Below are 24,285 nucleotides of genomic sequence, written 5' to 3'. Positions count from 1 at the left end.
ATCATGAGAAATAAATATATCTTACTATTCTTCATTGCTGTTGCGGCATCCTCCTGTAAAAAATTCCTGGATGTAACGCCCAAAGGGATCATCATACCGGAAAATGTGGCGGACTACGAGGGGCTGCTGAATGCGCCCAGCATGACCCAAACATTTCCCATAAACCTGCTCGATTTTGCCGATGATAACCTCAATACTTTCGATGCTACGGCGCAGTCGTCAACCGCCAACGGCTACTACTGGCGTTCCATTTTAACGATGAATGAAAAGGTAAGCCCGGATGTTTGGGGCCCGCTGTATCGCAGTATTTATTCTGCCAATGTTATTATTAGCGGGGTGAAGACAGCAATTGATGGCACAGCGGCACAAAAGCAAAGCGTATATGGGGAAGCGCTGGTGATACGGGCCAATTGTTACATGGACCTGCTTACGGTGTTTGCAAAGGCCTATGATCCGGCCACCGCAGCCTCAGATCCCGGATTGCCGCTTGTAACCAGTACAGATGTGAACGACAAGGCGCCGGCCAGATCGTCGTTAAAAAACACACTGGATACAATGATCAATGACGTAACTACGGCCATTGATGCCTTGCCCACCAGTAATGTAAACCGCTACCGGGTAACAAAATATATAGCCTATGGCCTGTTGTCCAGGATTTACCTGTACATGGCCGATTATGTGAATGCAAAAAAATATACGGATATGGCTTTGCAGGCGCCACATGCCTTGTTGAATTATAATACATATGCTAACAGCGACTTGATGCCTGTTTATGATCTTAACCCGGAAGTGCTCTGGCAGCGGGCTGCGGAGAGCGGATCGCCTATTTTTATGCTGTATTCTGCCGACCTGAAGACTTATTTTGATGATGCAGACATTCGTTATGAATTTTTAACGGTAACGAATAATAATGGGTTAGGGCGTTCATCTTTACCGGGTGAATATAATTTCGGGATTACGTTTCCGGAAATGTACCTGACCAGGGCAGAGCTGCTGGCAAGAGAAGGGAAGTTTGATGATGCGATGAGTGTGGTTAACCTGCTCCGGAAAAACAGGATCAGAACAGCCGGTTACGTAGATCAATCAGCTACATCGGCTGAAGATGCACTGGTAAAAGTGCTTGCTGAACGCCGGCGGGAACTGGCATATAGCGGCCTTCGGTGGTACGACATGAAACGCCTCGACCAGCAGGGAAGGATGCCCGAAGTGAAACGGATAAACCCCACTACACAGGTTGTTGAAGCATCATTGTCACCACATAGTCCCAAATATACATTTGAAATACCTATCCGTGTCAGCGCATTTAACCCCGGCATGGAATTAAATCACAAATAAAATTACAGACGAAAATATATGAAAACAACAATCATGAGTTTAGCCTTAGCAGCATTTAGTCTTGCAGGCTTTGCGCAGACAAATAAGTCGGGTCTTACAGATGACCTTGTACCAGGCAAAGACAAAGCCCTGGCTAATTATCTGCCTATGGACAACGGCACATACCTTTACAAACTCTATGTCATGCCGGTTGCGGAAGTAGAACAACAGCTGCTGGCCTACCGGAAAGCGATGGAACCTGAAATTGCCAAACAAAAAACACCGGCGCTGCAAACCCTGGCCCGCAAAGATGTGGACTACCACGCTAAAGTAGCCATGAGCTGGTTTGTTAGCCTTTATGGTATGGACTCTTTGGGTATGGCAGAGCTGGAAAAAGTGGTAACTACCAAAAAGGGTGATACAAACTTTATAGCACTCATAACAAAAGCACAGGAAAAAGCCTTTGTAAAAAGCCTGCCACAGGAGGAACGGAAAGCGTTAATGGAAAAGGTGTATGAAAACCCGGACCTGGATAACGAAGCGCTGTTCAAGAGATCTGCAGCTTATCGTAACTGGATGGGCGACTACATCACCTACCTGAGAAATCGTAAATACATGCAGGACACCACCCTCGGTTACGCTGGTATGCCTATTGTAAAACTGAAGGTAGTGAAAGCAGAAATTCCCGCAGGATTTGTACAGGACCAATTGAATTATCAGTATACCACCGAAATCCTTAAAATGGTTAAAGACAGCGCTGCCAAGGAAAATGCTTACAATAACTTTATGAGCAGTTCCAAAAATGCAGCGCATAAGAAGGAGATCGAAGCCATATATGCAAACTACAAGATGATGACAGGAAATGGCCCTTCACCGGAATTTGTGTATGTAGACGTCAGTGGTAAAACAGTGCCATTGAAATCGTTGAGAGGTAAGTACGTTTATATTGATGTATGGGCAACCTGGTGCGCACCCTGCAAAGCTGAAATCCCGTTTCTGCAAAAAGTAGAACATGATTATGAAGGTAAAAATATCCATTTTGTAAGCTTATCGGTGGACAAAAAAGATGACAAAGCTAAATGGAGCAGTTATGTGAAAGACAATCAACTGGGTGGGATACAGTTAATGGCTGATAAGGACTTCAACTCTGAGTTTATTAAAAAATTCAACATCAATTCCATCCCGAGGTTTATCCTGATTGATCCCAAAGGGAAAATAGTGGACGGTGATGCAAAGAGACCTTCCGATCCGGAATTAAGGACTCAGTTTGATCGGCTGCTGATGTAGTATTTTAAGTTCCGGCGTATCCGGAAGCGTCAGATAAAAAAAATGGGGCTAACATTATCGTTAGCTCCATTTTTTTATCCTGTTATATACTTAGCATGTTTACACCTGAACTTTTTCTGAATCATACCAATCAACTGTCTTATGAAGTAGCTCTTCGAATTTAAAAAGGTCATCGATAGTTAAAATCTCTGTCCTCGTTTCCTTTTTTTGTTCGTCAAAAGTGCCAATGTATTTTCGTACACCGTTAAAATAGAGTCTGCATATCGTTTTTCGATTATTATCATCCAGCAGTATGGCGAAATAAGATTGAGCATCGCGATATGCTATCCTGGCCGGTTTTATCTTTTGACGGAGCATCGTCTTTACAATCATGTAGCCTTCCTTTTCCTCTTCGGTGGTTTCAATCACCGGGGCCTTTTCTTCTACATTTGTTGTTGCTAATTCTTTTTCAGCATCAGATGGCGCAGCCTCATTTTCCTTTTTCAGTGCAGATTTAAGCCTTTCAGTTATCAGATCATTGATGTATTGTTGTATTGATCTTTTGGTAAGCGTACCCAGCTGCTCAACAATTTTTGAAGTTAACATCCCCTTATATATCTGTTTGGCAAAGAGCTTGATCAACCCTTCAGAAGGATTTTGAAATTCAACATTTATCAGCGTTTTGAGCTCATTCATATATTTTAGCTCGCTTGCAGTCGTTTGAATGCTTTCTATGTTGAAATATGACTTGTGGAATTTTTTTAGTTCTTCAATCTGATTGTCTTTTATATCCGTAACATTAAATTCAAAGAATGGTTTTTCATCCATTTTATTCTGCTCTGCCAGATCTGTATAAAACCGGTAAATTATTCCATTGGACAATAGCCCGAACTTAGCAGCTGTAGTGTGGAAGTACCGGAAAAGCTGGGAGTTGTGCGGATCCAGGCTTTCTCCCCAATGCTTACACTCGATGAGTATGGAAGGCTTACCTTCTTTCAGGATTGCATAATCGACTTTTTCGCCTTTCTTGATCCCGATATCTGCGATGAATTCCGGCATTACTTCAAATGGGTCAAATACATCGTAGCCCAGTACTTTAATGAAGGGCATGATAAAAGCATTTTTAGTAGCCTCTTCTGTTTGAATCTGGTTTTTAAGCTTTTCGACTTTGTCGCCGAAGAGTTTAATTTCATCTTTAAAATCCATTTGTTTTTTTATTAATGTTGATGGAAATTCTATTACTGAACTGCTTTTCCGAGGGCCTCGAGCCGTCGTATCTGTAAGTTCATGTGGTGCAGCACCACCTTTTCGTAATCATTGGATTTGTCGCTCGCCTTACTGAAAAGTACCAGCATCTCTATAAACAGGAAAAACAGGATCCACAGGCACCAGAAAGCCAATGCAACGGAAGATGCGGACAACATATGCATCATGATCGTTAACTCATCCAGGAATCCTGTATTCGCTTTCATTTCTTTTTCAAGTGCAGGCTTGATGTGGAGTAAATCGTTTTCCTTTTGTGCTCTTTGTTGCCGCATAGCGCCAATGGTGGAGTCAAGGGACGGGAGCAATGCTATTTTGGGATTTGGCACCAGCGTAGTCCCGACAGTAATATCACTTATCGTTTTCCAGGTGGTGGTATCCCTGCCTGAAGATGTAACTGTTGCCACGGGTACCCGTCTGGTTGCCGTTTGCGTAGTTGTGGCAGTTGTGGTGGTATGTTTACTGATATCTGCGATGTAATTATCTTTTTCCTGTTCTTTTTTATTAATCGTCGTGTCCAGCGCCGCAATCTGCTTTCTTAATTCTTCGGTTTTCGAGGGTAGTATACTGTCAACCTTATTCGAAACGTAGGAAATCTTCTCTATTTCAATATCTTTTTCGAATATTATCTGATCGATGATCACCGCGCCCAGAACAGACATAATTAGCGCCAGGCAGCATCTGAAAAATCGTAGTAGCCAGCTCGGATGGATGGATAAGATGATTTGCTTTTCAACCTGTACAATGATGACGATGGAGAGAAGCCCCGCCAGTATGCAACCCGGCAAACTGAGTGACAGGTAACGGTGGGCAAAAGTAAAACCAATAAAGAACCACAGAATGCAAACGATCAGCATGGCTGCGGTATACTTCTTCACGGATTTGAATGCGGCTTCGCTGCAGTTCCGCAGGATACTATAGTTGTATCCGGTGAGGAAGCAGCCGAAACGGATCCAGAGATGTTTCATAGTGCAGGGTTTTAAAGGTTTTTGTTCAGGATGATGTGACTGGAAATTGCGGCAAGGCCATTCCTGAATCCGCGGGTATAGCTGATAATGATGCCATGCCCGACTCCCTCGTTAAGCTTTGCCTGCTCTTCGATTTCTTTGACCTGCCTGATGTGGCTTTCGGCAATTTCTTTTTTCACGGTAAGCTCTTCCACCGTATCTATCATTCCGCTTCTGCTCCTGCTGGAGATGTGGAAATTGATTTGCCGGATAAAGTCGTCGTAAAACGTTTTTACCTTCCGGATAGATCTTTCCAGGTCATTCTTCAACGCGATCACATTTTGATCCAAATGAGTGAAGTCCGGATTTATCAAAGCATCATTATACCCTTTGGATTCATAATTCTTGTCGAGGAAATCGTATAAAAGATGTAGTCCTCCATTGAGTGGTGTAGCAGCTTTCCCGTCAGGCTGGCCTCCCGGTGCATCCTTTTCAATGAAAGTAGTTTCCGGGATATCGGGTATTGCGTTTTCAATTGCCAGATGATGGTTGTGACCATTTTGGCGTTGCCGGTTGAAAATATTGAAGAGGCTCATATGTTTTATTAAATAGTGATGGTCGGTACCTTATATTTATTATGCCCTTTATTATGACAGGATTCGCAAAGCGTAATGAGCAAGCGATCGGGGTACTCCCAGGGAAGGCGGAACTTCTGCTCGCTTGCTATAAACTGGTATTGCCGGTGATGTACCTGCAAGTCTTTGTCGCTACGGCAATGCACACAACGATGCATATCGCGGTGTAGTATTTCTTTTCGTCTTGCCTTCCAGTTGGGGTGAAATAGAAGGGCGCCATAACTGCCATGCGATTTAACGTTCAGGAGGTCCTGCTTTTGAGGTGTTGCCGGAGGCGACTTCGCAGGAATATCTTCCTCAATATATCTGCGATAAAATTGGTCTCCCTTAAACTGCAAATATTTATACGGCGCATCGTTTGGAGTTGTCATAATAGTACAGGTTGGAGTTTATTGAAATATAATTTATTGCTCCCACTTGCAAAGGGTTCTGGTTGCCATCGCTTTTTCAAGGGGTATGCTGATGATTCGGTGCTTACAATTACTTAACCCACGGCAATTCGGTTTATAATGATACTTTGTAGCACTTTTGCTGTCGCAGATATACACCGTTATTTGGTTACAATGAGTATAGCTTATGAGCAGCCAGGTATATAGGAGTTTCATGGTTCGATCGGTTCTGAAGACAAGGGGCGCAAAAGAACTGGCATTATTGTTTAAGTTGTATGGCAAAGCCTGCAACAGTGAATACAGCCATTCGCTTTTTTGTAGCGTTTTGTTGCTTCACGAACCGCCTCCTGGCAGGTTTCAAATCCTCCCAGATAAGTCCGGTTATACATCATGGGAAAGTATTCGCAGGTGCTGACGTGAACTTCATGATCGCCGTTGAGCTGGGCGTTGTTGTTTACGTAATAGTTCTGTTTCATAGTGTCATTTTTAATTTATGAAACAAAAGTATATTCCATCCAACTCCTTTTTTTATGGGAAACCGTAATCTGCTATTTTCTTCCGGAATTTTTTTAAGATGCTTATATAGCACCTAAATCCTTGCAGTGAGCCACCAGCTGTTCATTTTTGGTAAAGCCAAGTGCGTCTTTCATCTGATTAAGTTTCTTTTCTACGCTGCTTAGGCCGGATGGTTTTATCCCGTTGCGTTGAAGGTGCGCGGGTATGTCTTTCTGCAGCATTCCCTGTGCAAGCAGCGTTATGATCAGGATATCAAATTCTGAGAATGAGTAGGCGTTCTTTTTGTCGATCGACTGCCTGATATGATATGGCAAATAACGCCGGTGCTGGGCTATTTCATTGATGGCTTCTTTCAGCGACCGGATGTCGTTTCGGCCTTTTGCGACAAAACCGTCTATGTCGTACTTGTTGTAAAGTTGGTCAATAACAGCCGGCTTGTTTTCCAATGAGAAGACCAGGATATTCAGATCGGGTTGTACTTCCCGGGCAGCGGCAATTAGCGCTATACCACCAGATAATACCTGCTTATGATCATCCTGAATGAATGATAAATCTGTAATCAGGAGATCGAAGGAGTTTCCGGCTTTAACTGCCTGTGTGATCTTATACAAGGCATCATCGCAATAATAGGAATGTGCTATATCTGTGATAGCTAGATCTTCCAGTGTTTTCTGCAGAGAAATATTGGCGCTTTCGATATCTTCAGCAATAAGTACCTTTTTAATCATAAGGATTGAGCTATTGGAATGGAAATGTGAATTTTTAATCCTTTAGCAGGATGCTCAAATGTATATTGCCCGTCAATTCTTTTAATACGGTTTCCCGTATTCTGCAGTCCGTTCCCATACTTAACTTGCGGGGAAATACCGATGCCATTATCGGTATAGAGAATCTGAAGCTGGTTGTTTTGACATTCGAATTTTATCATCACGGAATCAGCCTGGCTATGTTTTTTCATATTGATCATTAATTCCTGCAGGATATGTTCAACTTCATGCTGTATCTGCGCACTGATCCGGCTCCAGAGCACAGGACCGTTGCCGAAGATCAGGACCTTGATTTGTTCGGAGCCAAAAGATTCCAGCAGGTTGTCAATTTTAATATGAAAGGGGATCTTTGAGATAGTGGGGTTTTCGTAGGAGATATCGCGGGACTGCTCATACAGCACCTCGATCTTATCTATTAATTCCTCCTGATCTACAGACGCTTTGTGCTCAAGTTCCGTCATGATGCGGTACAAGCCATTTGCTACCACGTCATGCACTTTCTGGGAGGTTTTCAGCTGATATTCCTGTATTGCCTGCCGGGATGCAAGTTCAATCTGTTGCCGGCGCCGGCGGTACCGAAGGACTAAAGCGATTCCGGCGATAATGAAGAGCAGGATGGTGAGCGCCAGTATGAACCGCTGTACCACCAGCTGGGTTTTCTTTTGTGCATTATCCTTTTGCAGCTGAAGATTGTCGGCTTTGTTTTTTGCGGCTTCGTACCGGATTAACGCGAATTGGTTCTTCGCGGCGTTCTGGGCCGTTTGGATACTATCCGTCAGGTGTTGGTAGCGGATAAAATATGGTTTCAGCAGGTTGGTGGGGCTGAGGGTAATAAGTTTTGAAAGTGCTTCGACTTCGTCGTCAGGACTGTTCATTTCCCTGGCAATTTCGTACCTTCTCACAGCATAATGAAGCGCTGAATCAGGGAGAGAGAGCGAATAATAGTCTGACAGATGCGCGTAACTGGCATTGAGTCCCCTGATATCGTTTGAATCCTTACGGATTTGCAATGCACGTTGCAGCTCAGGGCCGGCGGAGTATGCAGCGTTTTTCAGCCATTTAGTTTTGGCATAGTTGGAAAGTACCCGGGCATATTCTTTTTTGTTTTTACTCTCAGCCAGCAGGGATCTGTATAAATCGATAGCCTGGTCATAGTCGCCTTTTTTCTGGTAAGTAAGGGCTATGCTGTTAAGGGCAATGGTCCTGGCCTTCGGATGTTTTATATATTTGAGTGCCTTGCGATAGTAGTCGATAGCTGCGTCATAGTTTTTAAGGTTAAGGCAGATATTGCCCAACTCATGGTAAATTGAGCTGAGGCATTCCTGGTCTTCCTTTTTGTGTTCATCAAGATAAGTAAGGGATTTCAACAGGCTTTCCTGTCCTCCGTAATGGTCTCCCTCATATGCCTGGATGATACCCATATAAGTGTAGGCCATTGCAATTTCCAAACTGTCTGTGGCCCCGGTGGCAACGAGATTAAAATAATAAAAGGCAGAATCGTTGTTGTTGTTATTGAAAAAAGACTCTCCTTTTTCCAGCGTGGGTGCAGAAATCGGTTGCGGGGGTTCCTGGTTGGAAGTACAGGCTAAAAAACCGCTGAGGAGTAGGGTCAGGATAATGTTTGAGGGGCGCACTAAGAATTATTTCTCTTAAAAGTATCGAATTTCTCAATTTTGAGGAATTATTATTGGTGGACGCTAAAAAAGTGAGGCAAGAACTTCTTGCCTCACGGAGATGATACATCAGGGTTTCCTTGGAGGAATTGTTCCGGTTTCGCCGCCGGTATCGTCCAAAGTAGTGACCTGTTCGCCATTGTTATGGTTGCTGTTATTGGGATGGCATGGGCTCAGGAATGCCAGGAAAAAGCTTAATATGATCTGAAACATTGTTTTAGTTTTTAAAATGTTTAAGCAATAGGCTGCCGGTTGCCGGGCATCCGGCAGCGGGGTTTCGAGTGGTTGAAGAAGCGCTTCTTCTTTTTTTGGGAAGTGTGGGCGTGGATCACGGAAGCTGATTGTCGCTTCCCAAGCCGGTAACCGGCCTCCGCTTTCTTTGCCCGGGGTGTGAATAGGTTCTGTACAGAGTGCCTCTTAGCTAAGGAGGCATTTACCCGATTGCAAAACAAAGATAGATCGATGTAAGTGGTTGATTTACAAACAATTCCAATAATTCCGTTAATTCCTGGTATTCCATTTATAGTTCCGGGAATGCGGGTCTGATTCCGATTATTCAGTTCTATAATTTTATTTATGGCGACACATTATCCTGATTACCGGCAACTCGTCATGCGGGCGTTTGAACGAATGAAGAAAAACAGTACGCTACCTCATGGCTTGATGCACCTTACACCCGCAAACCTCAAAGAGGAATGCTTGAAAAGATGCACAATAGATCTAAATGGGCGGGATGAAAAGGTCGTCAGGGACTTCTGTGGGGATTTGAATAAATCGAAAAGCTGTCATGCGATCATTCAGCGATGCGATACTGATAAATTCAGACCATTGGTAAATTATCTGAGAGGGAGGTCTGAAAGTACAGATGAGAAGAACATCGAGCTCCTGGCCTGGCTGATTGACTTTCCTGGCAGGCCCTGGGAATTGGGGAAAACGTACTCCGGTGATGATGATGAAAATGGAACTCCTGCGTTAAATGAGGCCAACCCGGCAGCAGGGGACCAGGAAACGGCATCAGGTTCCCCGGCTACCCCGCCTGTAGCTGGAAGTGATGAATCAACCGGAAATCCGGTAATTCCGGAAAATCCGCCAATTCCATTCCTGATGCATGGCTTAAAGGAAAAGGAAGGCGCGGGTGTTAAAGTCGCAGCAACCAGTAATCAAAAAATATTGAGAGGGAGATCCACGAAGACATTGGCGGCCGCGGTTATATTATCGCTGGCGCTGGGAACAGGTGGTATGTGGTGGTGGAAAGATAATCCGGGCCCCGGTGGTAACTGCATGTATTGGCAGGAAGATCATTACGAGCCTGTAGCCTGTAACCAGAAAATAGCTAATGGGAGGGTCATAGCGGCAGATACAATGAAGTTGAAAAATTTCAGGAAGATAACCAGGCCGGATACCATTACCTACCAGGCCATAGGAAAGGTTTGGTATTCTAAAATTAACGACAAGATAGAATACTATACAGCGGGAGGAGAGCACCCGGTGGTCTTTGGCCGTCAGCTGAAGCCAATTACTATCTATATTATCGATAAGTATATCCGTGGAATGAATGAGTGAAAGGTTGCCCTTCTTCAAATCCCCAAAAATACTTATCTTAATTCCTACTACTTAGCAATTAACATCAAAGAACCCTAAAGCCGTGTTTGATACATTTTTTAAAAAATATCCGGACTACCGTATTATCCAAAAACCGAAGAGCGATAACGTGGATGAGTATATTGGCAAGCTGCCGGTTCAGCTCATCCAATTTTTGAACGCTTACGGATTTGGAACATTTATGAATGGTTACCTGAAATTGGTTGATCCATCGGAGTATCAATCGGTTTTTGATGAAGCCTATAATAATAAGGACTACGAAATTGTTTTTGCGGTTACCGGTCTTGGCGATTTCCTGACCTGGACGGGAGATGCGATACGCGCAGTTTACTTCAAAAATGGTGGCGATTCCATTATCGAAAGTGGGGATGACATGGAATGGTTTTTTAATATGGATTTAGCGGACAAGGGTTTCTTAAGAGATAACTTAAATGATACCAATTATCTCATCGCAAAAGAAAGGTTGGGGGAACCGGAATATGATGAGTGCTATGGATATATCCCTCTGTTAGGATTAGGAGGGAAAGAAAAAGTGGATAATCTTCAGAAAGTAAAAATAAAGGAACACATTTCCTTAATTGCCCAAACAATGGGTAAGATTGAATAGTGAAAACAGTGGATGAGGCAAAATTGCTTTTTCCCTTTCCCCGAATGGCCTAAATGCCCCTTCTTTTGTCGCAGATGGCCTTTACGGTGATAACTATAGTATTTATTTTTGAACTGTATCTGAAACCAGCATAAAAAATTAAATACTAAAACCGATCAGATGAGAAATATAATCTACGGAATCAATCTGACTGCAGATGGTTGCTGCGATCATACCCAGTTAAGTGGCGGCCCGGAAATCCATGAGTATTTCACGGACCTCATGCGGGATGTTGACCTGATCATCTACGGACGTAAAACCTACGAGTTGATGGTTCCTTACTGGCCTGACGTCGCAAAAAAACAATCCGGGACGAAATCGGAGATCGAATTTGCGAAAACATTTGACGCCATTGATAAAATTGTTTGTTCCCGGTCGTTAGACAAGGTTGAAGGTAATACGAGGATTATTCGTGAGAACCTCGCAGAAGAAATCTTAAAACTGAAACAGGAATCCGGCAAAAATATTTCAATTGGAGGTATAAGCCTGCCCGCAGAATTAATCAGACTTGGCCTGGTGGATGAATATTATTTTCTCGTTCACCCCATCATTGCAGGTGAGGGGAGACGGTTGCTGGATGGTACCGGCCCGGCTCAGCGGGATTTAAAACTGGCAGACTCGAGAACGCTTCCATCAGGAGCTATAGCGCTTCATTACGTGAAACAATGATAACGCGGGTATTCCGGTGAAAGTGCTGGTACCGGTCTCAAACTATTCAATATAATTTAATTAAACGACTGACGGAACGCCATCGGCGACAGGTTGGTCTTTGTCTTGAACAATTTACTAAAGGATTGCAGGTGTTCAAACCCCAGCTCGTAGGCGATCTCGCTGACAGAGAGATTGGTGGTCGATAGTTTTTCTTTAGCCACTTCTATCAGCTTGTTGTGCAGATGCTGCTGGGTATTCTGGCCGGTAAGGGATTTCAGTAAGCCGCTCAGGTAGCCTGGTGAGATATTTAAGTTTTCGGCAATGTAGGCAACGGTGGGCAGGCCTTTTTGAGCAAGCATGCCGCTGTTAAAATAATTGGTGAGCAGATCTTCCAGTTTGGTGAGGATCTCATGGCTGGCGATCTTGCGGGTTATGAACTGGCGCTGGTAGAACCGCTCTGAATAAGTCAGTAATAGTTCCAGTTGGGCAATGATCACGCTTTGACTGAACCGGTCGATATTAGCATTGTACTCCTGCTCTATATTTTGCGCAATAGATGCGAGCATCGTTTCTTCTTTGTCTGATAAATAAAGCGCCTCGTAAACGGAGTAGTTGAAGAATTCGTATTGCTTGATGGTTTTAGCCAGCGGCGTGTTCCATAAAAAATCCGGATGGATCAGGACCATCCAGCCCTCCGGACGGTGCATCATACCACCATTTTCAATTTCCACTCCAAAGACCTGGCCGGGTGCCATAAAGAACAGTACTCCTTCATCAAAATCGCTGGCCTGCTGGCCGTATTTGAATTTGGCATTCTTTACCCTTTTCATGGATATTGTATAGAAATCATAGATCAAACTGAACTTGCCTTCGGCAAGGGGCCTGCTCAGGTCGTCCATCCGTACCAGGCTGATCAGCGGGTGCGCGGGCTTGGGCAGGCCCGCAGCCCGGTGATATTCGGTAATTGTATGAAAATGAAAAATCTGCTTATTCATAGCTTTGATAAAGTTCGTTATTTTTTATGGTAAGCCCGGGCAAACTCCTGAGCGAAATCGGCAAGTTTAACCTTCCCCATTTTCGGCTGGTTCCGGTGAAAGTTCTCCAGGGTTTTGCCACTGTGCATAACCGCCTGCATTTCCACCAGGGTCTCCGCCAACTTTTCCGGCACTTTAGCCATCTTCAATCCCTGCAGCATTTGCTTTTCGGAGAGCAGCACCCATTTTAACCAGGGCTTGCCTACTGCGCTTCCGATGATCTTTGCTGCTTCATTGCAGGTCATTTCCTCGCTGCCTACATAACGGATGGTTTTTTCTTTGGGTAATAATAACAGTTCCTCCGCAACGGCATCCGCAATATCTTTTGGCGATACAAAAATGATCCGGTCGTCTCCTCCGTAGTTGCCCATGAGCAGGCCGGTCTTGCCAGTCAGCAGCGCCCCAAGGCCGTAATAACGCAGCGCCAGCATTTTGCCCATAAGGCCCTTGCCTCTGATCAGGTCGATGGACTGATAGAAGTTGGTATAAAAGGCCGCAGGCCGCATGATGGTAATGGAGGCGTTAAGTCCGTCAAATACATGCTCTGCGTTTTCGGCTTTCACCAGGTCTGCTGCCCAACCGCTCAGGAGTACAACCCGTTTGGTGCCGGCTTCTTTAAGTGCCTGAACATAGTTTTGCGCCATCCTGCGCAGGTAAGCTCCCATATCAGGTTCCGTAAAACTGAGGGGAATCATTGCATAAACGGCATCTGCCCCGTTGAAAGTATCAGTCAGAAACCGGACATCGGAGATCGAGCCAATAGCAGGGATAGCACCTGTTTTTTCGATAGCTGCCCGCTTTTGGGCATCGCTGCTGATAACGGTTACCGCATGTCCCCGGGCGATCAATATTTCTGTCAGCGGCAGGCTGATGTTCCCTAAGGAACCTGTAACAATAATTTTCATCGCTGGTTATTTGGTATAAATACTGTTCTCAATATCGGTAAGCAAGGGTGCGTGCGTTGGGCGCCATTTTAAATTCTCCTGTGTCCAAACGCTCGATGCGGGACAGTCGATAGCGGCCATCTGTGAGAACCAGCCAAAATGTTCAGCGGCTGCTTCCGGCATTACCGAAACTACCTGGAAATTCAGTTGTTTACCGATGGCTTCAGCTATCGTTTTAACCGTAATAGCTTCTTCGGCTGAGGCATGATAGCGGGCTCCTGATTCCGCGTTTTCCAAAGCCAATCTGTACAAATGGGCAGCATCCAGCCGGTGTACAGCGTTCCAGCGATTTTGTCCGTCGCCGGTATAAGCCGATACTCCTTTTTCTCTGGCGATATTGACCAGAATGGGTACGAAACCATGTTCATCATCGTCGCCATGTACCGATGGAGATAAACGGATCACTGCTGTACGCACACCCAGCGCGGCTACTTTATCTGCGGCTTGTTCAGAAGCCCTGGGCCAGGCCGGGTTGAATGGAGGAATGATATCTTCGGTAGCCAGCTTGCCCGGACTGACCAGGGCTGTACCGGAAGTAACGATCAAAGGACGGTCAGAACCGGCCAGCACATCGCCGATGGTTTCAATCGCTGTTTTATCCACTTCGCATACTTCCTTAAACCGGGTAAAGTCGTGGATAAAGCCGGCATGGATCACGCCATCTGACTGAGCGGCGCCGCTCCGGAGGCTTTCCAGGTCTTCGAGGTCGCCACGATGGACTTCCGCACCTGCTTCCATAAGCTTTTGAGCTGAGGCATCTGAACGGGCCAGCCCTAATACCTGGTGGCCGGCAGCTAATAATTCCTGCACAATGGCAGTACCGACGAAGCCTGTAGCTCCTGTAACGAATACACGCATGATTGTTTTTCTTTTGTAGACACAAAGATGAGCTGCTTTAGTGAGGTTGATTTATCCAAAACTGCGTTTGATTTAGCTAAAACAGGGAAAGAATTGTGTAATTAACTAATTTTGATATCCGGTTGTAAAATCCGGGGTTTTGTACGCACAGATTATAAACAACCAATTTAGTTTTAGCAATGAAACATAACGAGGTTAAACCCTGCCTGGCATTATCAAGCTATATTCATTCTTTCTGGGAATTGAAAGGCGATGACAGCGACCACCAATGGGAACGGATATTTCCTGATGGCTGCCCCGGGATAATTATAAATTTAGGAGGATCCTGCAAAACCGACAACGGCCTGGCTACCATGGATCACGGGAAAACATACGTGGTAGGAGCAATGACTTCTTTTAAAGATAGTTTTATCGACAGCAACACCCATCTAATGGGAGTGTGCCTGAAACCAGCCATGTTTTCGTCTTTTTATAACTATGCGCCACAAAATGAATTGACGGATCATACTGTTGAATTTGACTTAGCACGTTCATTTGATGTTGATAAGATAAATAATGATCCCCATGTTTATCTCAACAGATATTTTTTAGACAGGAAAAGAAATATCAACCAGTTGCTTCAGCCTGTTTTAAACGATATCCATATTTCTAAAGGAATGTTAAGCATCTCTGAAATGGCAAAAAACAATTTTATAACTGTCAGGCAATTGGAGCGGATTTTTAAAGCCCATATTGGTCTAACCCCTAAGGAGTATGTAAAGATCATTCGCTTCCAATCGGCTTTTTCTATGATGAGTGACATCAGCCCAAAGAAAAGCTTGTCAGATATAGCGTTTGAATGCGGCTTCTATGACCACGCACATCTTACCAATGAAATAAAGCAACACACAGGACTTACGCCTTCCCAATTTTGATTTTGTCGCTTTTTTCCAAAAGATAAACCAGGTAAGGTACTTAATTTTGCGTAAAAGGATTTTAAATGAAAAAAGTAATTTTGAATTTAGCTGTCAGCTTAGACGGGTTTATTGAGGGGCCAAATGGTGAAATTGATTGGTGCATTATGGACGACGATATGGACTTTGGAAGTTTTATAGCAAGCATCGACACCATATTTTACGGCAGGGTGAGCTATGATGCCTGGGGCAATTTCCAACCTGATGCAACTACCAGTCCTGCGGAAAAAGAAATGTGGGAGGGAATACACTCAAAAAATAAATTTGTTTTCTCAAGCCAGAGCAGGCAAGATAGCAAAGCTACCTTCATAACCTCCGACATAGCAAACCGGGTTGCTGAAATCAAGCGACAAGGAGGTAAAGACATTTGGTTATATGGCGGGGCAAGTCTTATTAAAACATTTATAAATGCAGGTCTTATTGACGTCTATAAAGTATCAGTGCATCCGGTAGTTTTGGGAGCTGGCAAACCATTGTTTGAAGATTTGAAAGAACGAATAGGTTTAAGGTTGATTGAAACCAATGTTTTCAAGTCGGGTGTGGTGCAACTTACCTATGAGCCGGGGAAATAGATGCCGGAGCGTTTACTTTACAAAAGACAGTATAAATTGAAACGCCTTCAAGTTATCGAAGGCGTTTTTTATTCGATTTAACTTTCAGCCCACTTTGGGGCAATACTATGTAAACAGTCGTCTCAGTTGTCTAGCCCAAGTTGTTTCCTCATGTCAAGGTTAAAATCATATTGTTCCTCAATCGAAATGGCTCTCCGTGAGTTTTTATTTATGTCTTTTCCTTCCTTTGTCCAAAGAAAAGGATAAAAGTTAAAGACTTTATCGCCGTTCAACTTTGAAACTTCGTCCCGCCAATTTGTCCACCTGCTGCCCTCATAAAATTTATCTAAGTCATTGTTGAAACAGAAGTGCAGGAATTGGCTATAAGTAAGGTCCATTTGTTCATACTCCAAATTATCCGGCGAAAAATAATAAACGTTTCCTAAGTCTTTGCCAAGCCCTCCGCCATTTAGAAGGTAAAAGCCTCCAATAGCATCGTCGGCAATTAACAGAAATGATGGACTTTCACCGAACTCTTTAAAAGATTTCCCTTTATTCCAATCAGGAAGTGACCGGTTAATTTTTGAGCTGCCTGAACCAAGAATCCTGATCCAGCCATCGTCTATTAAAAGTCCACCTGTCATATAAATAATTGCACCCATCGGAGACCGCGTTGTCACCTGGGTTTTGTACAATGCATCTTTTGCTTTTGTTGTATCAACCGATAATATCTCAACTTTGTTTTTTGCGGATTTAATCCACTCATCTACAAATATCCACCCTGGATCAGTTTTGTTGATTAGCTCTTCAACTTGTCTCATTTTATTTTGGGCTGTCGTTGATAAGGTATACAAGGTCAGCAACACTATTGTTAAATATCGTATCATAACCTTTGTGTAGGTATCGCAAGCTATTGTTTTTCCGGCTATCTAACAAAAAAGCGCAGTGACTAGCCGGATAACGCAAATATAACTCATGATCGGTTTTAGATTATCCAGCTGACCCTATATAACAACCCATATCAGCCTTTCTCAACGATGTAGAATAGTTCATCGGTTATGTATTCCCTGAAGATATTGGAGTATATCTGAGGAATATCATCACAACAACCTAATGCCAGGCGGCAGTGTACAGCGTGTTTTCCGCTAAAATGGCTGATTTTCGATACGATTAACTCACCAGGCATTAAATATATGTTGGGCTGTCCGGTGCCGCAAAACCAATCCTTACACAATTTTTCACTTGTCTTTACCCATTGTCCCCGGCTGTTCAGCATTTCCCGGTGCATCTGGAAAACACTGAGGGTAATCCCCAATGATACCGCCGTATCTGACTTATTACGTATAATGATCATTGAGGCATGATAGTAACGGTTTGAATCACAGTAATGGTTAATTGAACCGTCCTTATTAAGGTATTCCATTGCTTCACATACGGGAGACGAGGTATCCACCTGTACCGATATATGAGATTTTGAATACCTAAATATGCAAAGTTTTGGATACTCTTTGAACCTCCTTTCTTGTCGTAGCCAGGATCGGCTTCCGGTACGGATTGTATCTTTCCATGGTCCAATGTAATAAATAGGAAATGCATCATCGCCGAACGATTGCAGATATTCGTTTGCAGGGCCGGTGGTATCTTCCAGAACAAATTCTTTTGTATTAAAGTGACTGACAGGAGCGGGACCGCGCAAACACGAGGTAAATAAGAGTGCAAATGAAAACATAATCCTTGTGTACATGGTGTTTTTGATACAGATGCGCGACAAAAATTATTCCATAACTTATATAGATATCTTCCGCACTCTTAGTCACGGATATGCGAAAGGTTGGCTATCAACAAAATAGCAATGAGCTAAAATATCCGACCAGATATCTTTTAGCTCATTGTTATAATTGAACCAATCAACTCAAGGTTCCATGTGATCGTGCTCCAGTGCCTTCTTGAATTTATTATACAGTGTCCAATCGGGATCCGGTTGGTTATCCATCCAGCCATAGGTAAGGCCCTCAAACCTTGCGCGGTAGAAAGTGTCATTTTCCGGGTACATTCTTATTCCGTCGTAATATCTCCTGAGGAAATACTCAAAATTCGCGCGGTCCCTTCTGCCGGCAAATTTTTCACCTTCGGCGTAACCGTAATTGTATTCGCGTTCATACTCAGAAAGTACAGGTCCCGTCGGATTAGGGTTTGGGGGAGGAAGCGTTTGAGAGTGAACCGATAATGATCCCGCTAATACGATTAAAAGTACCGCAACTGTTTTAGCGGCTGCATTCCATTTTAAACATCGTTTTCTTTTATTTTCCATAAAATAGTATTTAGGCAATGAAATTAGCCTTCCTTACTATTAAAGGATAGTATAAAGACGACAAGTTGGATTCCCGGTAAAAAATCGTGGGTACTTGATAAAAAAAAAGCTGCTGGCCCGTATCAGCAGCTTCCGCAGATCCATTTTTAATACGGAGGATCTTATCCGATTTCAATTGTTCTGGGTGCTTTTTGCTTTGCTTCTTCTTTCTTCGGAATAGTAAGCAACAGCAGGCCGTTTTCGTAACGGGCATTTATTTTTTCTTCATCCACTACATCCTTTTGAAGTTCGAAGCTGCGCTGAAATGATTGATAGCTGAACTCCCTGCGGCTGTAATTTTTTTCCTTGGTTTCTTCTGTATGTTGTTTGGCAGAAGAAATAGTGAGCAGGTTGCCATCAAGTGTGATCTTAAAATCTTTTTTATCCATGCCGGGAGCGGCTACTTCTACTTCAAAGTTATCGTCCGTTTCCCGGATATTTACTGCGGGAACGGTAGTACTGGTGGATGAATAGTTATTGTTTCCCCAATTAAAAAGTTCGCGGCCAAAGAAGTCATCGAACAAAGCCGGGAATGCGGGGAACTGATTCCCGTTCCTTTTAATAAGTGACATATTAACCTCCATTTTTAAATAAGTGAGCAATAAATAATGATCTCATTTTAATTGGCTGGCCAGCCTCAAAAACTTCACAATCCATATGCCATCGCCAAAAAACTGATTTTTTTTCAGGAAAACTGACATTATTTACCCTCTTAATAGGAGGGGAAAGGTTATCCTGTCAGCCCGCCCTTTAACTTCATGAAGAAGGCTGGATATCTTAAAGAATCATGTTAAGTTTGAGTATGGAAAATTTATTGAAGTATATCCATTCTCTCACCAACTTTACACCCGACAACTGGTGTGCGCTTACTCCGGCCTTAACAACGGTGGCGTTCTCCAAAGATGAATACCTGTTACAGGCCGGTAAAGTTTGTGACGCGTTGTTTTTTGTGAGCAGCGGGTACTGCAGGGCCTTCTATAACAAGGATGGGCAGGATATTAATACCGCTTTCTTTTTTGAGAATGATATCGCTACCAATATCAACAGCCTGGCTACCGGTGAAAAGTCGGCGTTCTCCATCCAGGCAATGGAGCCGGTGACGGTCATTCGCTTTGATGTAAAGAAGCTGCGCGAAGTATCCCTGCTGGACCCTGCTATAGAAGCGCTGGGCCGGAAATGCCTTCAGCAGATTGCGGCGAAACAGGAAAAGCATGCCGCCATGTTTAAATTAATGAGTCCGCAGGAACGTTACGAATTCCTGGAGGAGCAGGACCCCGGCCTGTTGCAACGGGTGTCGCTTACACAGTTGTCTTCCTACCTTGGCGTAGCCAGGGAAACATTAAGCCGCATCCGCAGCAGGAGATAGGCACCCTGTTTGTGACGATTGTCACAGGTTAAAATGGTTGGATCCGTGGATCTTTACACCATTAATTTAAAACCATTTAACAACAGAAAGTATGAATGCAACACAATCAACAGAAACCGTACTTCGCTTCATTAATTCATTAAATGAAGAAGACTTTACCACGGCACGCGACTGTGTGACCGATGATCTTACGTTTAACGGTGTAATGGGAACCCGTAACGGCGCTGATACCTATTTCAAGGATATGGAACGGATGAAGCTGAAATATAACATCCGGAAGGTGTTTGCGGACGGCAGCGACGTATGCCTCTGGTACGATGTGATTATGGATGGGAAACCCATATTAAGCTGCGGCTGGTATCAGTTGCAGGATGATCGTATCCGTTCGTTCCAGGTGGTATTTGACCCGCGGCCATTGCTGGAAACGGCGAAATAGTTACCCGGCTATGTGATTGGTTAAGATGTTTGCCCCTGCTGCGTTTGCTGGTCTGCTGGCATGGTTTTGTGATAAATAAAACATGATCTTGTTAACACATCATGTTATTATTTCTTCATTAAAAACGTGCAATATGAAAGTGGGTAAATTTGTTTTGACGGCAGCGGTCGCCGGGGCGACATGGTTAAGCGCCTGCAGCGATGATGATGATGTAAACCCGGGCCCGGGTTTGAACTCAATGGACCGCAATTTTATGGTAAAAGCGGCTTATGGAAACAAAGCCGAAGTGGATGCCGGCAGTGCCGCATCAACTATGGGAAGAGATTCACTGGTGAGGGCGTTTGGCGCCAAAATGGTCGTTGATCACCAAAACGCATATGCAGATCTTGCCAGCCTGGCCAACAACTGGAACATTGGATTGCCAGAAACGCCTGATTCTGTCCATGTGGCAAAGAAGCAATACTTACTTAGCCTTTCCGGATACTCCTTTGACACTGCGTATATGAATGCACAAATCATGGATCACCAGGCGACGGTTGCTTTGTTCCAGGCCGAACTGGATAGCGGGCAGCAAGTGAATCTGAAAGCTTATGCCAGCAAATACCTGCCCGCTATCAAAATGCATTTAATGATGGCAGATAGTATCGCCGGTGTTTTAAAGAAGTAAATCATCCGGATTTTACCGGTCTGATAAAATGTTTCTGGTGGCAATTATCACAGCTGGAACGAATAGTTCCTCCTGTTGATTTGCCACAGTTGGAGCAAACATAATCTGATTCATCGTACGATTGCTCGTTTTCAAACGCATCGTCTTTTTCCGGCAGTATGGTCAACCCAGGTCTGGGTTCCTGCTGCCGGATCAGGATGAATGTACCGTTTGCTTCAAAGTACATGCGCTTAACAACGCCCAGATGCAAAACCCCGTGTGTGCGGAGCTGTGCGTATAAACGTTCACGTGATATCCTTGTCTTTTTCATTTGCTTCAGTTGCAGGCAGCCGTTCTCAACAAGTATATCTGTTTCTCCCTGCGACCAACGGTTAAAAGATTCATTCCTGGTAGAGATATATGCCATCAGCCGCTGACCGCCTACTACCGTAAATGCTACAATAGTTGCCGGTAAGAGTCCCCTCTCGGGGCTTAGGATAGGCAACCCGATAGCTGCTGCTAAAGACGACAAAGCGGCAAGTTCATTACGGGTCAATTGTGAAGCCATTCTCTTGCCCATCATCCGCATACAAACAATGATAAGGAGGTAAATAAAAGTTACGCGGAAAACCAGTTCCACATAAAAGACCAGCGGTACTTCGCCCTGCAGTATCCGCTGCCAGTCGCTCAAATTTATCTGATATGCTTCCATGGTGCGTAGTTAAAGTGTTGCTTTTTCCCAATGACTTGTTCCACAGTGCGTACAAATTTCTGCACTGCCGGATATTTTTTTAGTATTTCCGCAATTCGTGCAGGACATTATATCATTGTTTGCCAATGTCTGTATGGTGTGTATTTCAGCGTCTTTCACAGGGAGTACAGATAACCCCGGCTGGTCTTCTTTATATTGGTATATGCTGAATAACCCGCATGCTTCCAGGTATATGCGTTTTACTTTTCCCAGGTTATAAATATTTTTTTCCCTGAGCACTGTGAAAAGTTGCGAACGTGGAATCCCTGTTCTTTTAATTTCATCTACCTGGATAACTCCGTCTTTAACACATATGGTGAGCGTACTTTGTGTGAGTTTTTCGATCCGGGGATTCCTTATACCCCATAGCGTAAGACTGCGCTGATATATCAGGATCAGGAGCAGGGTGAACATGCCGGCGGCAATTCCCCGTTCGGGGGAAGCTGTTACGGGTGACACAATTGCACCCAGCATAATCATGATACCCAGCTCCAGTATGGTGAGTTGCCCGGACATTCTTTTCCCGAACCATTTTACGATGAACAGTAAGAAAATATAAATGATAATGGTACGGATGAGCACTTCTATCATAAATTCAACCGGTGCATTACCTAATAAAATCCTGCTAAGGTCATCCAACCTGATTGTTGACTTGTCCATTTTTATAAAGATTAATCAAAAAAAGCCATTCCTGTAAGAATGGCTTTTACCTTATTCAAACATCCACTAGTTATGGGAAATATCTCTCTTGTTGATTAGTTTACGCATGTTTTCCAGGATAGTATTGGCCTCCTCAAAATGTGTATTTAATTTGGGTACCATATCCCTGGCATAAGTACTGATAGCAGTGTCTTTAAAAGCGGTTGCATTGTTAAATTCAAAGAGCGTCTTTTTATGATCATCGATCATTTGTTTAATATAGGCCCTGTCAAAGTCTTCTTTCTTGATATCTGTCAGCGTTTGTTCTGTTGCTTTGGCATCGTCAGTAAGATCCGCTGGCATGGTAACGCCTGTTTTATTGGCGATAGCCTGTAATTGTTCATTGGCCGCCGTATGATCTTTCTCCATTATAGCGCCGTACTGTCTCACGCGTTCATCCCGGGCCTTGTTTTTTGCGAGTTGCCCAAGCCTTATTTCTTTTAAGTTAGCTGCAGCAGCGGTGGTAATAAAATTAACAGTAGCCTGTGGCAGATGATCCATACTTTCTTTCATCGCCTGGGTACTGTCTTTTTCTGTTTGCTGTTCCGGTTTTTTTTGCTGTCCGCAGGCTAGCAAAACAGCCACAGCCAATGTTAAAACAGGATATGTTTTCATCATCACAGTTTTTAAAATGGATATCAAAAAGAGCGCCATGATGGAATCGGAATTGTGGCACCTGGCATTCCCGCAGTGGCAGAGCATGAGCTGATGGAAAAGCTGGTTGGCACCTACGGGAAAACGATTCATACCTGGCACACGGATCAGGATCGGACATTACCTGTAGGCGCCCCTATGATTATGATGGGTTTTACCAAAGACGGTCAACTGCATCCCGGGCTACTATCGGAAAGGGATAAACGATTTAATATTTCCACGGCCGATATCCGTAAGCGAAGGGCTGATATCCGGGTGCCAGCCATAGTTCCCGGCGCCAATGCCTGGGAGCAGGGAATTATCCGGCAGTTTACCATTTCTTCAAGCCCGGATTCGGTCCTGCTTAAACACGAGATGAAGCATTAACCCGCTTGCGGGTATACCAGATACCAACGGCAGCTAATGCTACAGCGCCTGCCAGCAGCCACCAACGGGTATTGCCGGCAGGCGGAATATATTCCACGCCGTTCACCCCGGCAACAGCCGCTTCGTTTACATACCTGCCGGAATGCGGCCTGGCGGATGCTTTGAAATTATCTGCCAGGGATTGCAGCTGTTGCTGCATTTCCTGTCCGGTTAACGGTTTCCCATGGCCTGTAGCCACCGTTTGAGGTTGCAGCGCCGCCAGTTTTTTTACACTGCTCTCTGCAGAAATCCAGTCAGGTGTGAAATATTTAGGAGGACCAGATACTTTTTTCGATTGGGTGATCACATGAGACAGCGACTCTGCCTGGGTGGTTACAAAGGCATCTCCCGCAAGCAGTACACCGTCGTATTCGCGGTAAAGACTGATATGTCCCGGTGTATGACCGGGCGTATGAATATATCGCCATCCTTCCAGTCCGGGTACGGATCCGTCTTCGGGAAGCATGAGCAAATGGCCGTTCAGATTAATCCCCTGTTTGGGGAATGTCCACGACAGTAACGTCATCATACCGCCGCCGGCAGATGGGTCGGGAGGTGGATAGGCAGACCTGCCGGTAAGATAAGGGGCCTCCAGGTAGTGCGCATACACCGGCACATCCCATTCCGATAGCAGCGCCGGAAGTGCGCCGGTATGATCAAAGTGACCGTGGGTAAGAATGATAGCCGATGGTGTTGCCTGCGGCCAGAAGAGATGTTTGGCCACCTGCATAATTTTATGGGCGGAGGTCTGCAGTCCGGCATCGACCAGTACCCAGGAATTATTGGCTGGCTCATGAATGAGGTACATATTCACAAATACGTCGTGTATACCCCACACGCCGGGCGCCACCGCAAACCATTTCTTATAAAGTTTCTCTTCGATTAACGTAATGTTTTCCATACCGGTTGTTTTCCTTCCATACAGCAATTACTGTTCCCTCCGAATGCCCCTGTCTCCGGAAAAATAAA

Annotated in this window: 30 protein-coding genes; 11 read left to right on the top strand and 19 right to left on the bottom strand. The window is 44.3% G+C overall.

Annotated features, from left to right (window positions below):
* The first annotated feature begins 3 nt into the window (after positions 1–3).
* Together AB6805_RS02420 and AB6805_RS02415 are read left to right on the top strand one after the other, a co-directional pair.
* On the top strand, positions 4–1,335 hold the full coding sequence (locus AB6805_RS02420) for a RagB/SusD family nutrient uptake outer membrane protein (protein WP_370907872.1): 1,332 nt from the start codon (positions 4–6) through the stop codon (positions 1,333–1,335).
* Positions 1,336–1,368: 33 nt separating this feature from the next.
* Positions 1,369–2,601, top strand: a complete 1,233-nt coding sequence (locus tag AB6805_RS02415) for a TlpA family protein disulfide reductase (RefSeq protein WP_370907871.1) — start codon at positions 1,369–1,371, stop codon at positions 2,599–2,601.
* 99 nt (positions 2,602–2,700) lie between these two features.
* Here AB6805_RS02415 and AB6805_RS02410 read toward each other — a convergent pair whose 3' ends face one another.
* From AB6805_RS02410 to AB6805_RS02375, 8 genes are all read right to left on the bottom strand, one after another.
* Entirely contained in the window at positions 2,701–3,786 is a 1,086-nt protein-coding gene (locus tag AB6805_RS02410; protein WP_370907870.1) for a type I restriction endonuclease, read from the bottom strand.
* Between the two features lie 32 nt (positions 3,787–3,818).
* Entirely contained in the window at positions 3,819–4,811 is a 993-nt protein-coding gene (locus AB6805_RS02405; RefSeq protein WP_370907869.1) for a DUF4407 domain-containing protein, read from the bottom strand.
* A gap of 11 nt (positions 4,812–4,822) precedes the next feature.
* A complete protein-coding gene (locus AB6805_RS02400; RefSeq protein WP_370907868.1) occupies positions 4,823–5,386 on the bottom strand; it encodes a hypothetical protein in 564 nt (187 codons plus the stop codon).
* Between the two features lie 8 nt (positions 5,387–5,394).
* Positions 5,395–5,796, bottom strand: a complete 402-nt coding sequence (locus tag AB6805_RS02395; RefSeq protein WP_370907867.1) for a hypothetical protein — start codon at positions 5,794–5,796, stop codon at positions 5,395–5,397.
* A gap of 284 nt (positions 5,797–6,080) precedes the next feature.
* Positions 6,081–6,290, bottom strand: a complete 210-nt coding sequence (locus AB6805_RS02390) for a hypothetical protein (protein WP_370907866.1) — start codon at positions 6,288–6,290, stop codon at positions 6,081–6,083.
* 102 nt (positions 6,291–6,392) lie between these two features.
* Positions 6,393–7,058: a response regulator gene (locus AB6805_RS02385; RefSeq protein ID WP_370907865.1), complete on the bottom strand. Its 666-nt coding sequence runs from the start codon at positions 7,056–7,058 to the stop codon at positions 6,393–6,395.
* Positions 7,055–8,731: a tetratricopeptide repeat protein gene (locus AB6805_RS02380; RefSeq protein WP_370907864.1), complete on the bottom strand. Its 1,677-nt coding sequence runs from the start codon at positions 8,729–8,731 to the stop codon at positions 7,055–7,057. The genes AB6805_RS02385 and AB6805_RS02380 overlap by 4 nt, the downstream gene beginning before the upstream one ends.
* Before the next feature lie 108 nt (positions 8,732–8,839).
* Entirely contained in the window at positions 8,840–8,983 is a 144-nt protein-coding gene (locus AB6805_RS02375; RefSeq protein ID WP_370907863.1) for a hypothetical protein, read from the bottom strand.
* 615 nt (positions 8,984–9,598) lie between these two features.
* Here AB6805_RS02375 and AB6805_RS02370 point away from each other — a divergent pair.
* The 3 genes from AB6805_RS02370 to AB6805_RS02360 all read left to right on the top strand — a co-directional run bounded on the left by AB6805_RS02370 (position 9,599) and on the right by AB6805_RS02360 (position 11,687).
* On the top strand, positions 9,599–10,333 hold the full coding sequence (locus AB6805_RS02370) for a hypothetical protein (RefSeq protein ID WP_370907862.1): 735 nt from the start codon (positions 9,599–9,601) through the stop codon (positions 10,331–10,333).
* Positions 10,334–10,415: 82 nt separating this feature from the next.
* Positions 10,416–10,979, top strand: a complete 564-nt coding sequence (locus tag AB6805_RS02365; protein ID WP_370907861.1) for a T6SS immunity protein Tdi1 domain-containing protein — start codon at positions 10,416–10,418, stop codon at positions 10,977–10,979.
* 159 nt (positions 10,980–11,138) lie between these two features.
* On the top strand, positions 11,139–11,687 hold the full coding sequence (locus AB6805_RS02360) for a dihydrofolate reductase family protein (RefSeq protein ID WP_370907860.1): 549 nt from the start codon (positions 11,139–11,141) through the stop codon (positions 11,685–11,687).
* A gap of 56 nt (positions 11,688–11,743) precedes the next feature.
* On the opposite strand, the gene AB6805_RS02355 is transcribed toward AB6805_RS02360, so the two are convergent.
* From AB6805_RS02355 to AB6805_RS02345, 3 genes are read right to left on the bottom strand one after another with little or no spacing between them, the layout of a single operon-like run.
* Positions 11,744–12,664 carry a helix-turn-helix domain-containing protein gene (locus tag AB6805_RS02355; RefSeq protein WP_370907859.1) on the bottom strand — a complete coding sequence of 307 codons (921 nt, stop codon included), beginning with the start codon at positions 12,662–12,664 and terminating at the stop codon, positions 11,744–11,746.
* A gap of 17 nt (positions 12,665–12,681) precedes the next feature.
* Entirely contained in the window at positions 12,682–13,608 is a 927-nt protein-coding gene (locus tag AB6805_RS02350; protein ID WP_370907858.1) for an NAD(P)H-binding protein, read from the bottom strand.
* 6 nt (positions 13,609–13,614) lie between these two features.
* Entirely contained in the window at positions 13,615–14,505 is an 891-nt protein-coding gene (locus tag AB6805_RS02345) for an SDR family oxidoreductase (protein WP_370907857.1), read from the bottom strand.
* Between the two features lie 179 nt (positions 14,506–14,684).
* Between AB6805_RS02345 and AB6805_RS02340 the strand changes: the two genes are divergently transcribed.
* On the top strand, positions 14,685–15,419 hold the full coding sequence (locus AB6805_RS02340; protein WP_370907856.1) for a DUF6597 domain-containing transcriptional factor: 735 nt from the start codon (positions 14,685–14,687) through the stop codon (positions 15,417–15,419).
* Between the two features lie 65 nt (positions 15,420–15,484).
* Positions 15,485–16,030, top strand: a complete 546-nt coding sequence (locus AB6805_RS02335; protein ID WP_370907855.1) for a dihydrofolate reductase family protein — start codon at positions 15,485–15,487, stop codon at positions 16,028–16,030.
* 122 nt (positions 16,031–16,152) lie between these two features.
* Here the strand turns inward: AB6805_RS02335 and AB6805_RS02330 are convergent, their stop codons facing one another.
* The 4 genes from AB6805_RS02330 to AB6805_RS02315 all read right to left on the bottom strand — a co-directional run bounded on the left by AB6805_RS02330 (position 16,153) and on the right by AB6805_RS02315 (position 18,931).
* Complete coding sequence (locus AB6805_RS02330) at positions 16,153–16,830, bottom strand: DUF2625 domain-containing protein (protein ID WP_370907854.1); 678 nt, start codon at positions 16,828–16,830, stop codon at positions 16,153–16,155.
* Between the two features lie 200 nt (positions 16,831–17,030).
* Positions 17,031–17,738 (bottom strand): hypothetical protein, encoded by a 708-nt coding sequence (locus AB6805_RS02325; RefSeq protein ID WP_370907853.1) that lies wholly within the window; start codon positions 17,736–17,738, stop codon positions 17,031–17,033.
* A gap of 183 nt (positions 17,739–17,921) precedes the next feature.
* Positions 17,922–18,320 carry a hypothetical protein gene (locus AB6805_RS02320; protein WP_370907852.1) on the bottom strand — a complete coding sequence of 133 codons (399 nt, stop codon included), beginning with the start codon at positions 18,318–18,320 and terminating at the stop codon, positions 17,922–17,924.
* Between the two features lie 161 nt (positions 18,321–18,481).
* Positions 18,482–18,931 carry an Hsp20/alpha crystallin family protein gene (locus AB6805_RS02315; protein ID WP_370907851.1) on the bottom strand — a complete coding sequence of 150 codons (450 nt, stop codon included), beginning with the start codon at positions 18,929–18,931 and terminating at the stop codon, positions 18,482–18,484.
* A 230-nt stretch (positions 18,932–19,161) separates the two neighbouring features.
* Between AB6805_RS02315 and AB6805_RS02310 the strand changes: the two genes are divergently transcribed.
* From AB6805_RS02310 to AB6805_RS02300, 3 genes are all read left to right on the top strand, one after another.
* Entirely contained in the window at positions 19,162–19,725 is a 564-nt protein-coding gene (locus AB6805_RS02310; protein WP_370907850.1) for a Crp/Fnr family transcriptional regulator, read from the top strand.
* A 91-nt stretch (positions 19,726–19,816) separates the two neighbouring features.
* Positions 19,817–20,161 carry a nuclear transport factor 2 family protein gene (locus AB6805_RS02305; protein ID WP_370907849.1) on the top strand — a complete coding sequence of 115 codons (345 nt, stop codon included), beginning with the start codon at positions 19,817–19,819 and terminating at the stop codon, positions 20,159–20,161.
* A gap of 133 nt (positions 20,162–20,294) precedes the next feature.
* Entirely contained in the window at positions 20,295–20,828 is a 534-nt protein-coding gene (locus tag AB6805_RS02300; protein ID WP_370907848.1) for a DUF4142 domain-containing protein, read from the top strand.
* A gap of 1 nt (position 20,829) precedes the next feature.
* Here the strand turns inward: AB6805_RS02300 and AB6805_RS02295 are convergent, their stop codons facing one another.
* From AB6805_RS02295 to AB6805_RS02285, 3 genes are all read right to left on the bottom strand, one after another.
* Entirely contained in the window at positions 20,830–21,519 is a 690-nt protein-coding gene (locus AB6805_RS02295; RefSeq protein ID WP_370907847.1) for a DUF421 domain-containing protein, read from the bottom strand.
* Positions 21,520–21,528: 9 nt separating this feature from the next.
* On the bottom strand, positions 21,529–22,218 hold the full coding sequence (locus AB6805_RS02290) for a DUF421 domain-containing protein (protein WP_370907846.1): 690 nt from the start codon (positions 22,216–22,218) through the stop codon (positions 21,529–21,531).
* A 66-nt stretch (positions 22,219–22,284) separates the two neighbouring features.
* On the bottom strand, positions 22,285–22,872 hold the full coding sequence (locus AB6805_RS02285) for a DUF4142 domain-containing protein (RefSeq protein ID WP_370907845.1): 588 nt from the start codon (positions 22,870–22,872) through the stop codon (positions 22,285–22,287).
* Positions 22,873–22,926: 54 nt separating this feature from the next.
* Between AB6805_RS02285 and AB6805_RS02280 the strand changes: the two genes are divergently transcribed.
* Positions 22,927–23,277 (top strand): DUF1264 domain-containing protein, encoded by a 351-nt coding sequence (locus tag AB6805_RS02280; protein WP_370907844.1) that lies wholly within the window; start codon positions 22,927–22,929, stop codon positions 23,275–23,277.
* On the opposite strand, the gene AB6805_RS02275 is transcribed toward AB6805_RS02280, so the two are convergent.
* Entirely contained in the window at positions 23,255–24,217 is a 963-nt protein-coding gene (locus tag AB6805_RS02275; RefSeq protein ID WP_370907843.1) for an MBL fold metallo-hydrolase, read from the bottom strand. The genes AB6805_RS02280 and AB6805_RS02275 overlap by 23 nt on opposite strands.
* Positions 24,218–24,285: the final 68 nt, after the last annotated feature.

Source organism: Chitinophaga sp. RCC_12 (assembly GCF_041360695.1).
GTDB lineage: Bacteria > Bacteroidota > Bacteroidia > Chitinophagales > Chitinophagaceae > Chitinophaga.
Note: the sequence above shows the minus strand (reverse complement) of the source record. Positions and strands in the feature narration are given on the sequence as shown.

Excerpts from the sequence above, each read along its gene's own strand:
- AB6805_RS02350 (WP_370907858.1), bottom strand. The coding sequence starts at position 13,608 with ATGAAAATTATTGTTACAGGTTCCTTAGGGAACATCAGCCTGCCGCTG.
- AB6805_RS02300 (WP_370907848.1), top strand. The coding sequence starts at position 20,295 with ATGAAAGTGGGTAAATTTGTTTTGACGGCAGCGGTCGCCGGGGCGACA.
- AB6805_RS02375 (WP_370907863.1), bottom strand. The coding sequence starts at position 8,983 with ATGTTTCAGATCATATTAAGCTTTTTCCTGGCATTCCTGAGCCCATGC.
- AB6805_RS02275 (WP_370907843.1), bottom strand. The coding sequence starts at position 24,217 with ATGGAAAACATTACGTTAATCGAAGAGAAACTTTATAAGAAATGGTTT.
- AB6805_RS02415 (WP_370907871.1), top strand. The coding sequence starts at position 1,369 with ATGAGTTTAGCCTTAGCAGCATTTAGTCTTGCAGGCTTTGCGCAGACA.
- AB6805_RS02290 (WP_370907846.1), bottom strand. The coding sequence starts at position 22,218 with ATGGACAAGTCAACAATCAGGTTGGATGACCTTAGCAGGATTTTATTA.
- AB6805_RS02330 (WP_370907854.1), bottom strand. The coding sequence starts at position 16,830 with ATGAGACAAGTTGAAGAGCTAATCAACAAAACTGATCCAGGGTGGATA.
- AB6805_RS02400 (WP_370907868.1), bottom strand. The coding sequence starts at position 5,386 with ATGAGCCTCTTCAATATTTTCAACCGGCAACGCCAAAATGGTCACAAC.
- AB6805_RS02420 (WP_370907872.1), top strand. The coding sequence starts at position 4 with ATGAGAAATAAATATATCTTACTATTCTTCATTGCTGTTGCGGCATCC.
- AB6805_RS02360 (WP_370907860.1), top strand. The coding sequence starts at position 11,139 with ATGAGAAATATAATCTACGGAATCAATCTGACTGCAGATGGTTGCTGC.
- AB6805_RS02340 (WP_370907856.1), top strand. The coding sequence starts at position 14,685 with ATGAAACATAACGAGGTTAAACCCTGCCTGGCATTATCAAGCTATATT.
- AB6805_RS02295 (WP_370907847.1), bottom strand. The coding sequence starts at position 21,519 with ATGGAAGCATATCAGATAAATTTGAGCGACTGGCAGCGGATACTGCAG.
- AB6805_RS02345 (WP_370907857.1), bottom strand. The coding sequence starts at position 14,505 with ATGCGTGTATTCGTTACAGGAGCTACAGGCTTCGTCGGTACTGCCATT.
- AB6805_RS02385 (WP_370907865.1), bottom strand. The coding sequence starts at position 7,058 with ATGATTAAAAAGGTACTTATTGCTGAAGATATCGAAAGCGCCAATATT.
- AB6805_RS02390 (WP_370907866.1), bottom strand. The coding sequence starts at position 6,290 with ATGAAACAGAACTATTACGTAAACAACAACGCCCAGCTCAACGGCGAT.
- AB6805_RS02325 (WP_370907853.1), bottom strand. The coding sequence starts at position 17,738 with ATGTTTTCATTTGCACTCTTATTTACCTCGTGTTTGCGCGGTCCCGCT.
- AB6805_RS02405 (WP_370907869.1), bottom strand. The coding sequence starts at position 4,811 with ATGAAACATCTCTGGATCCGTTTCGGCTGCTTCCTCACCGGATACAAC.
- AB6805_RS02410 (WP_370907870.1), bottom strand. The coding sequence starts at position 3,786 with ATGGATTTTAAAGATGAAATTAAACTCTTCGGCGACAAAGTCGAAAAG.
- AB6805_RS02310 (WP_370907850.1), top strand. The coding sequence starts at position 19,162 with ATGGAAAATTTATTGAAGTATATCCATTCTCTCACCAACTTTACACCC.
- AB6805_RS02315 (WP_370907851.1), bottom strand. The coding sequence starts at position 18,931 with ATGTCACTTATTAAAAGGAACGGGAATCAGTTCCCCGCATTCCCGGCT.
- AB6805_RS02305 (WP_370907849.1), top strand. The coding sequence starts at position 19,817 with ATGAATGCAACACAATCAACAGAAACCGTACTTCGCTTCATTAATTCA.
- AB6805_RS02395 (WP_370907867.1), bottom strand. The coding sequence starts at position 5,796 with ATGACAACTCCAAACGATGCGCCGTATAAATATTTGCAGTTTAAGGGA.
- AB6805_RS02335 (WP_370907855.1), top strand. The coding sequence starts at position 15,485 with ATGAAAAAAGTAATTTTGAATTTAGCTGTCAGCTTAGACGGGTTTATT.
- AB6805_RS02320 (WP_370907852.1), bottom strand. The coding sequence starts at position 18,320 with ATGGAAAATAAAAGAAAACGATGTTTAAAATGGAATGCAGCCGCTAAA.
- AB6805_RS02285 (WP_370907845.1), bottom strand. The coding sequence starts at position 22,872 with ATGAAAACATATCCTGTTTTAACATTGGCTGTGGCTGTTTTGCTAGCC.
- AB6805_RS02355 (WP_370907859.1), bottom strand. The coding sequence starts at position 12,664 with ATGAATAAGCAGATTTTTCATTTTCATACAATTACCGAATATCACCGG.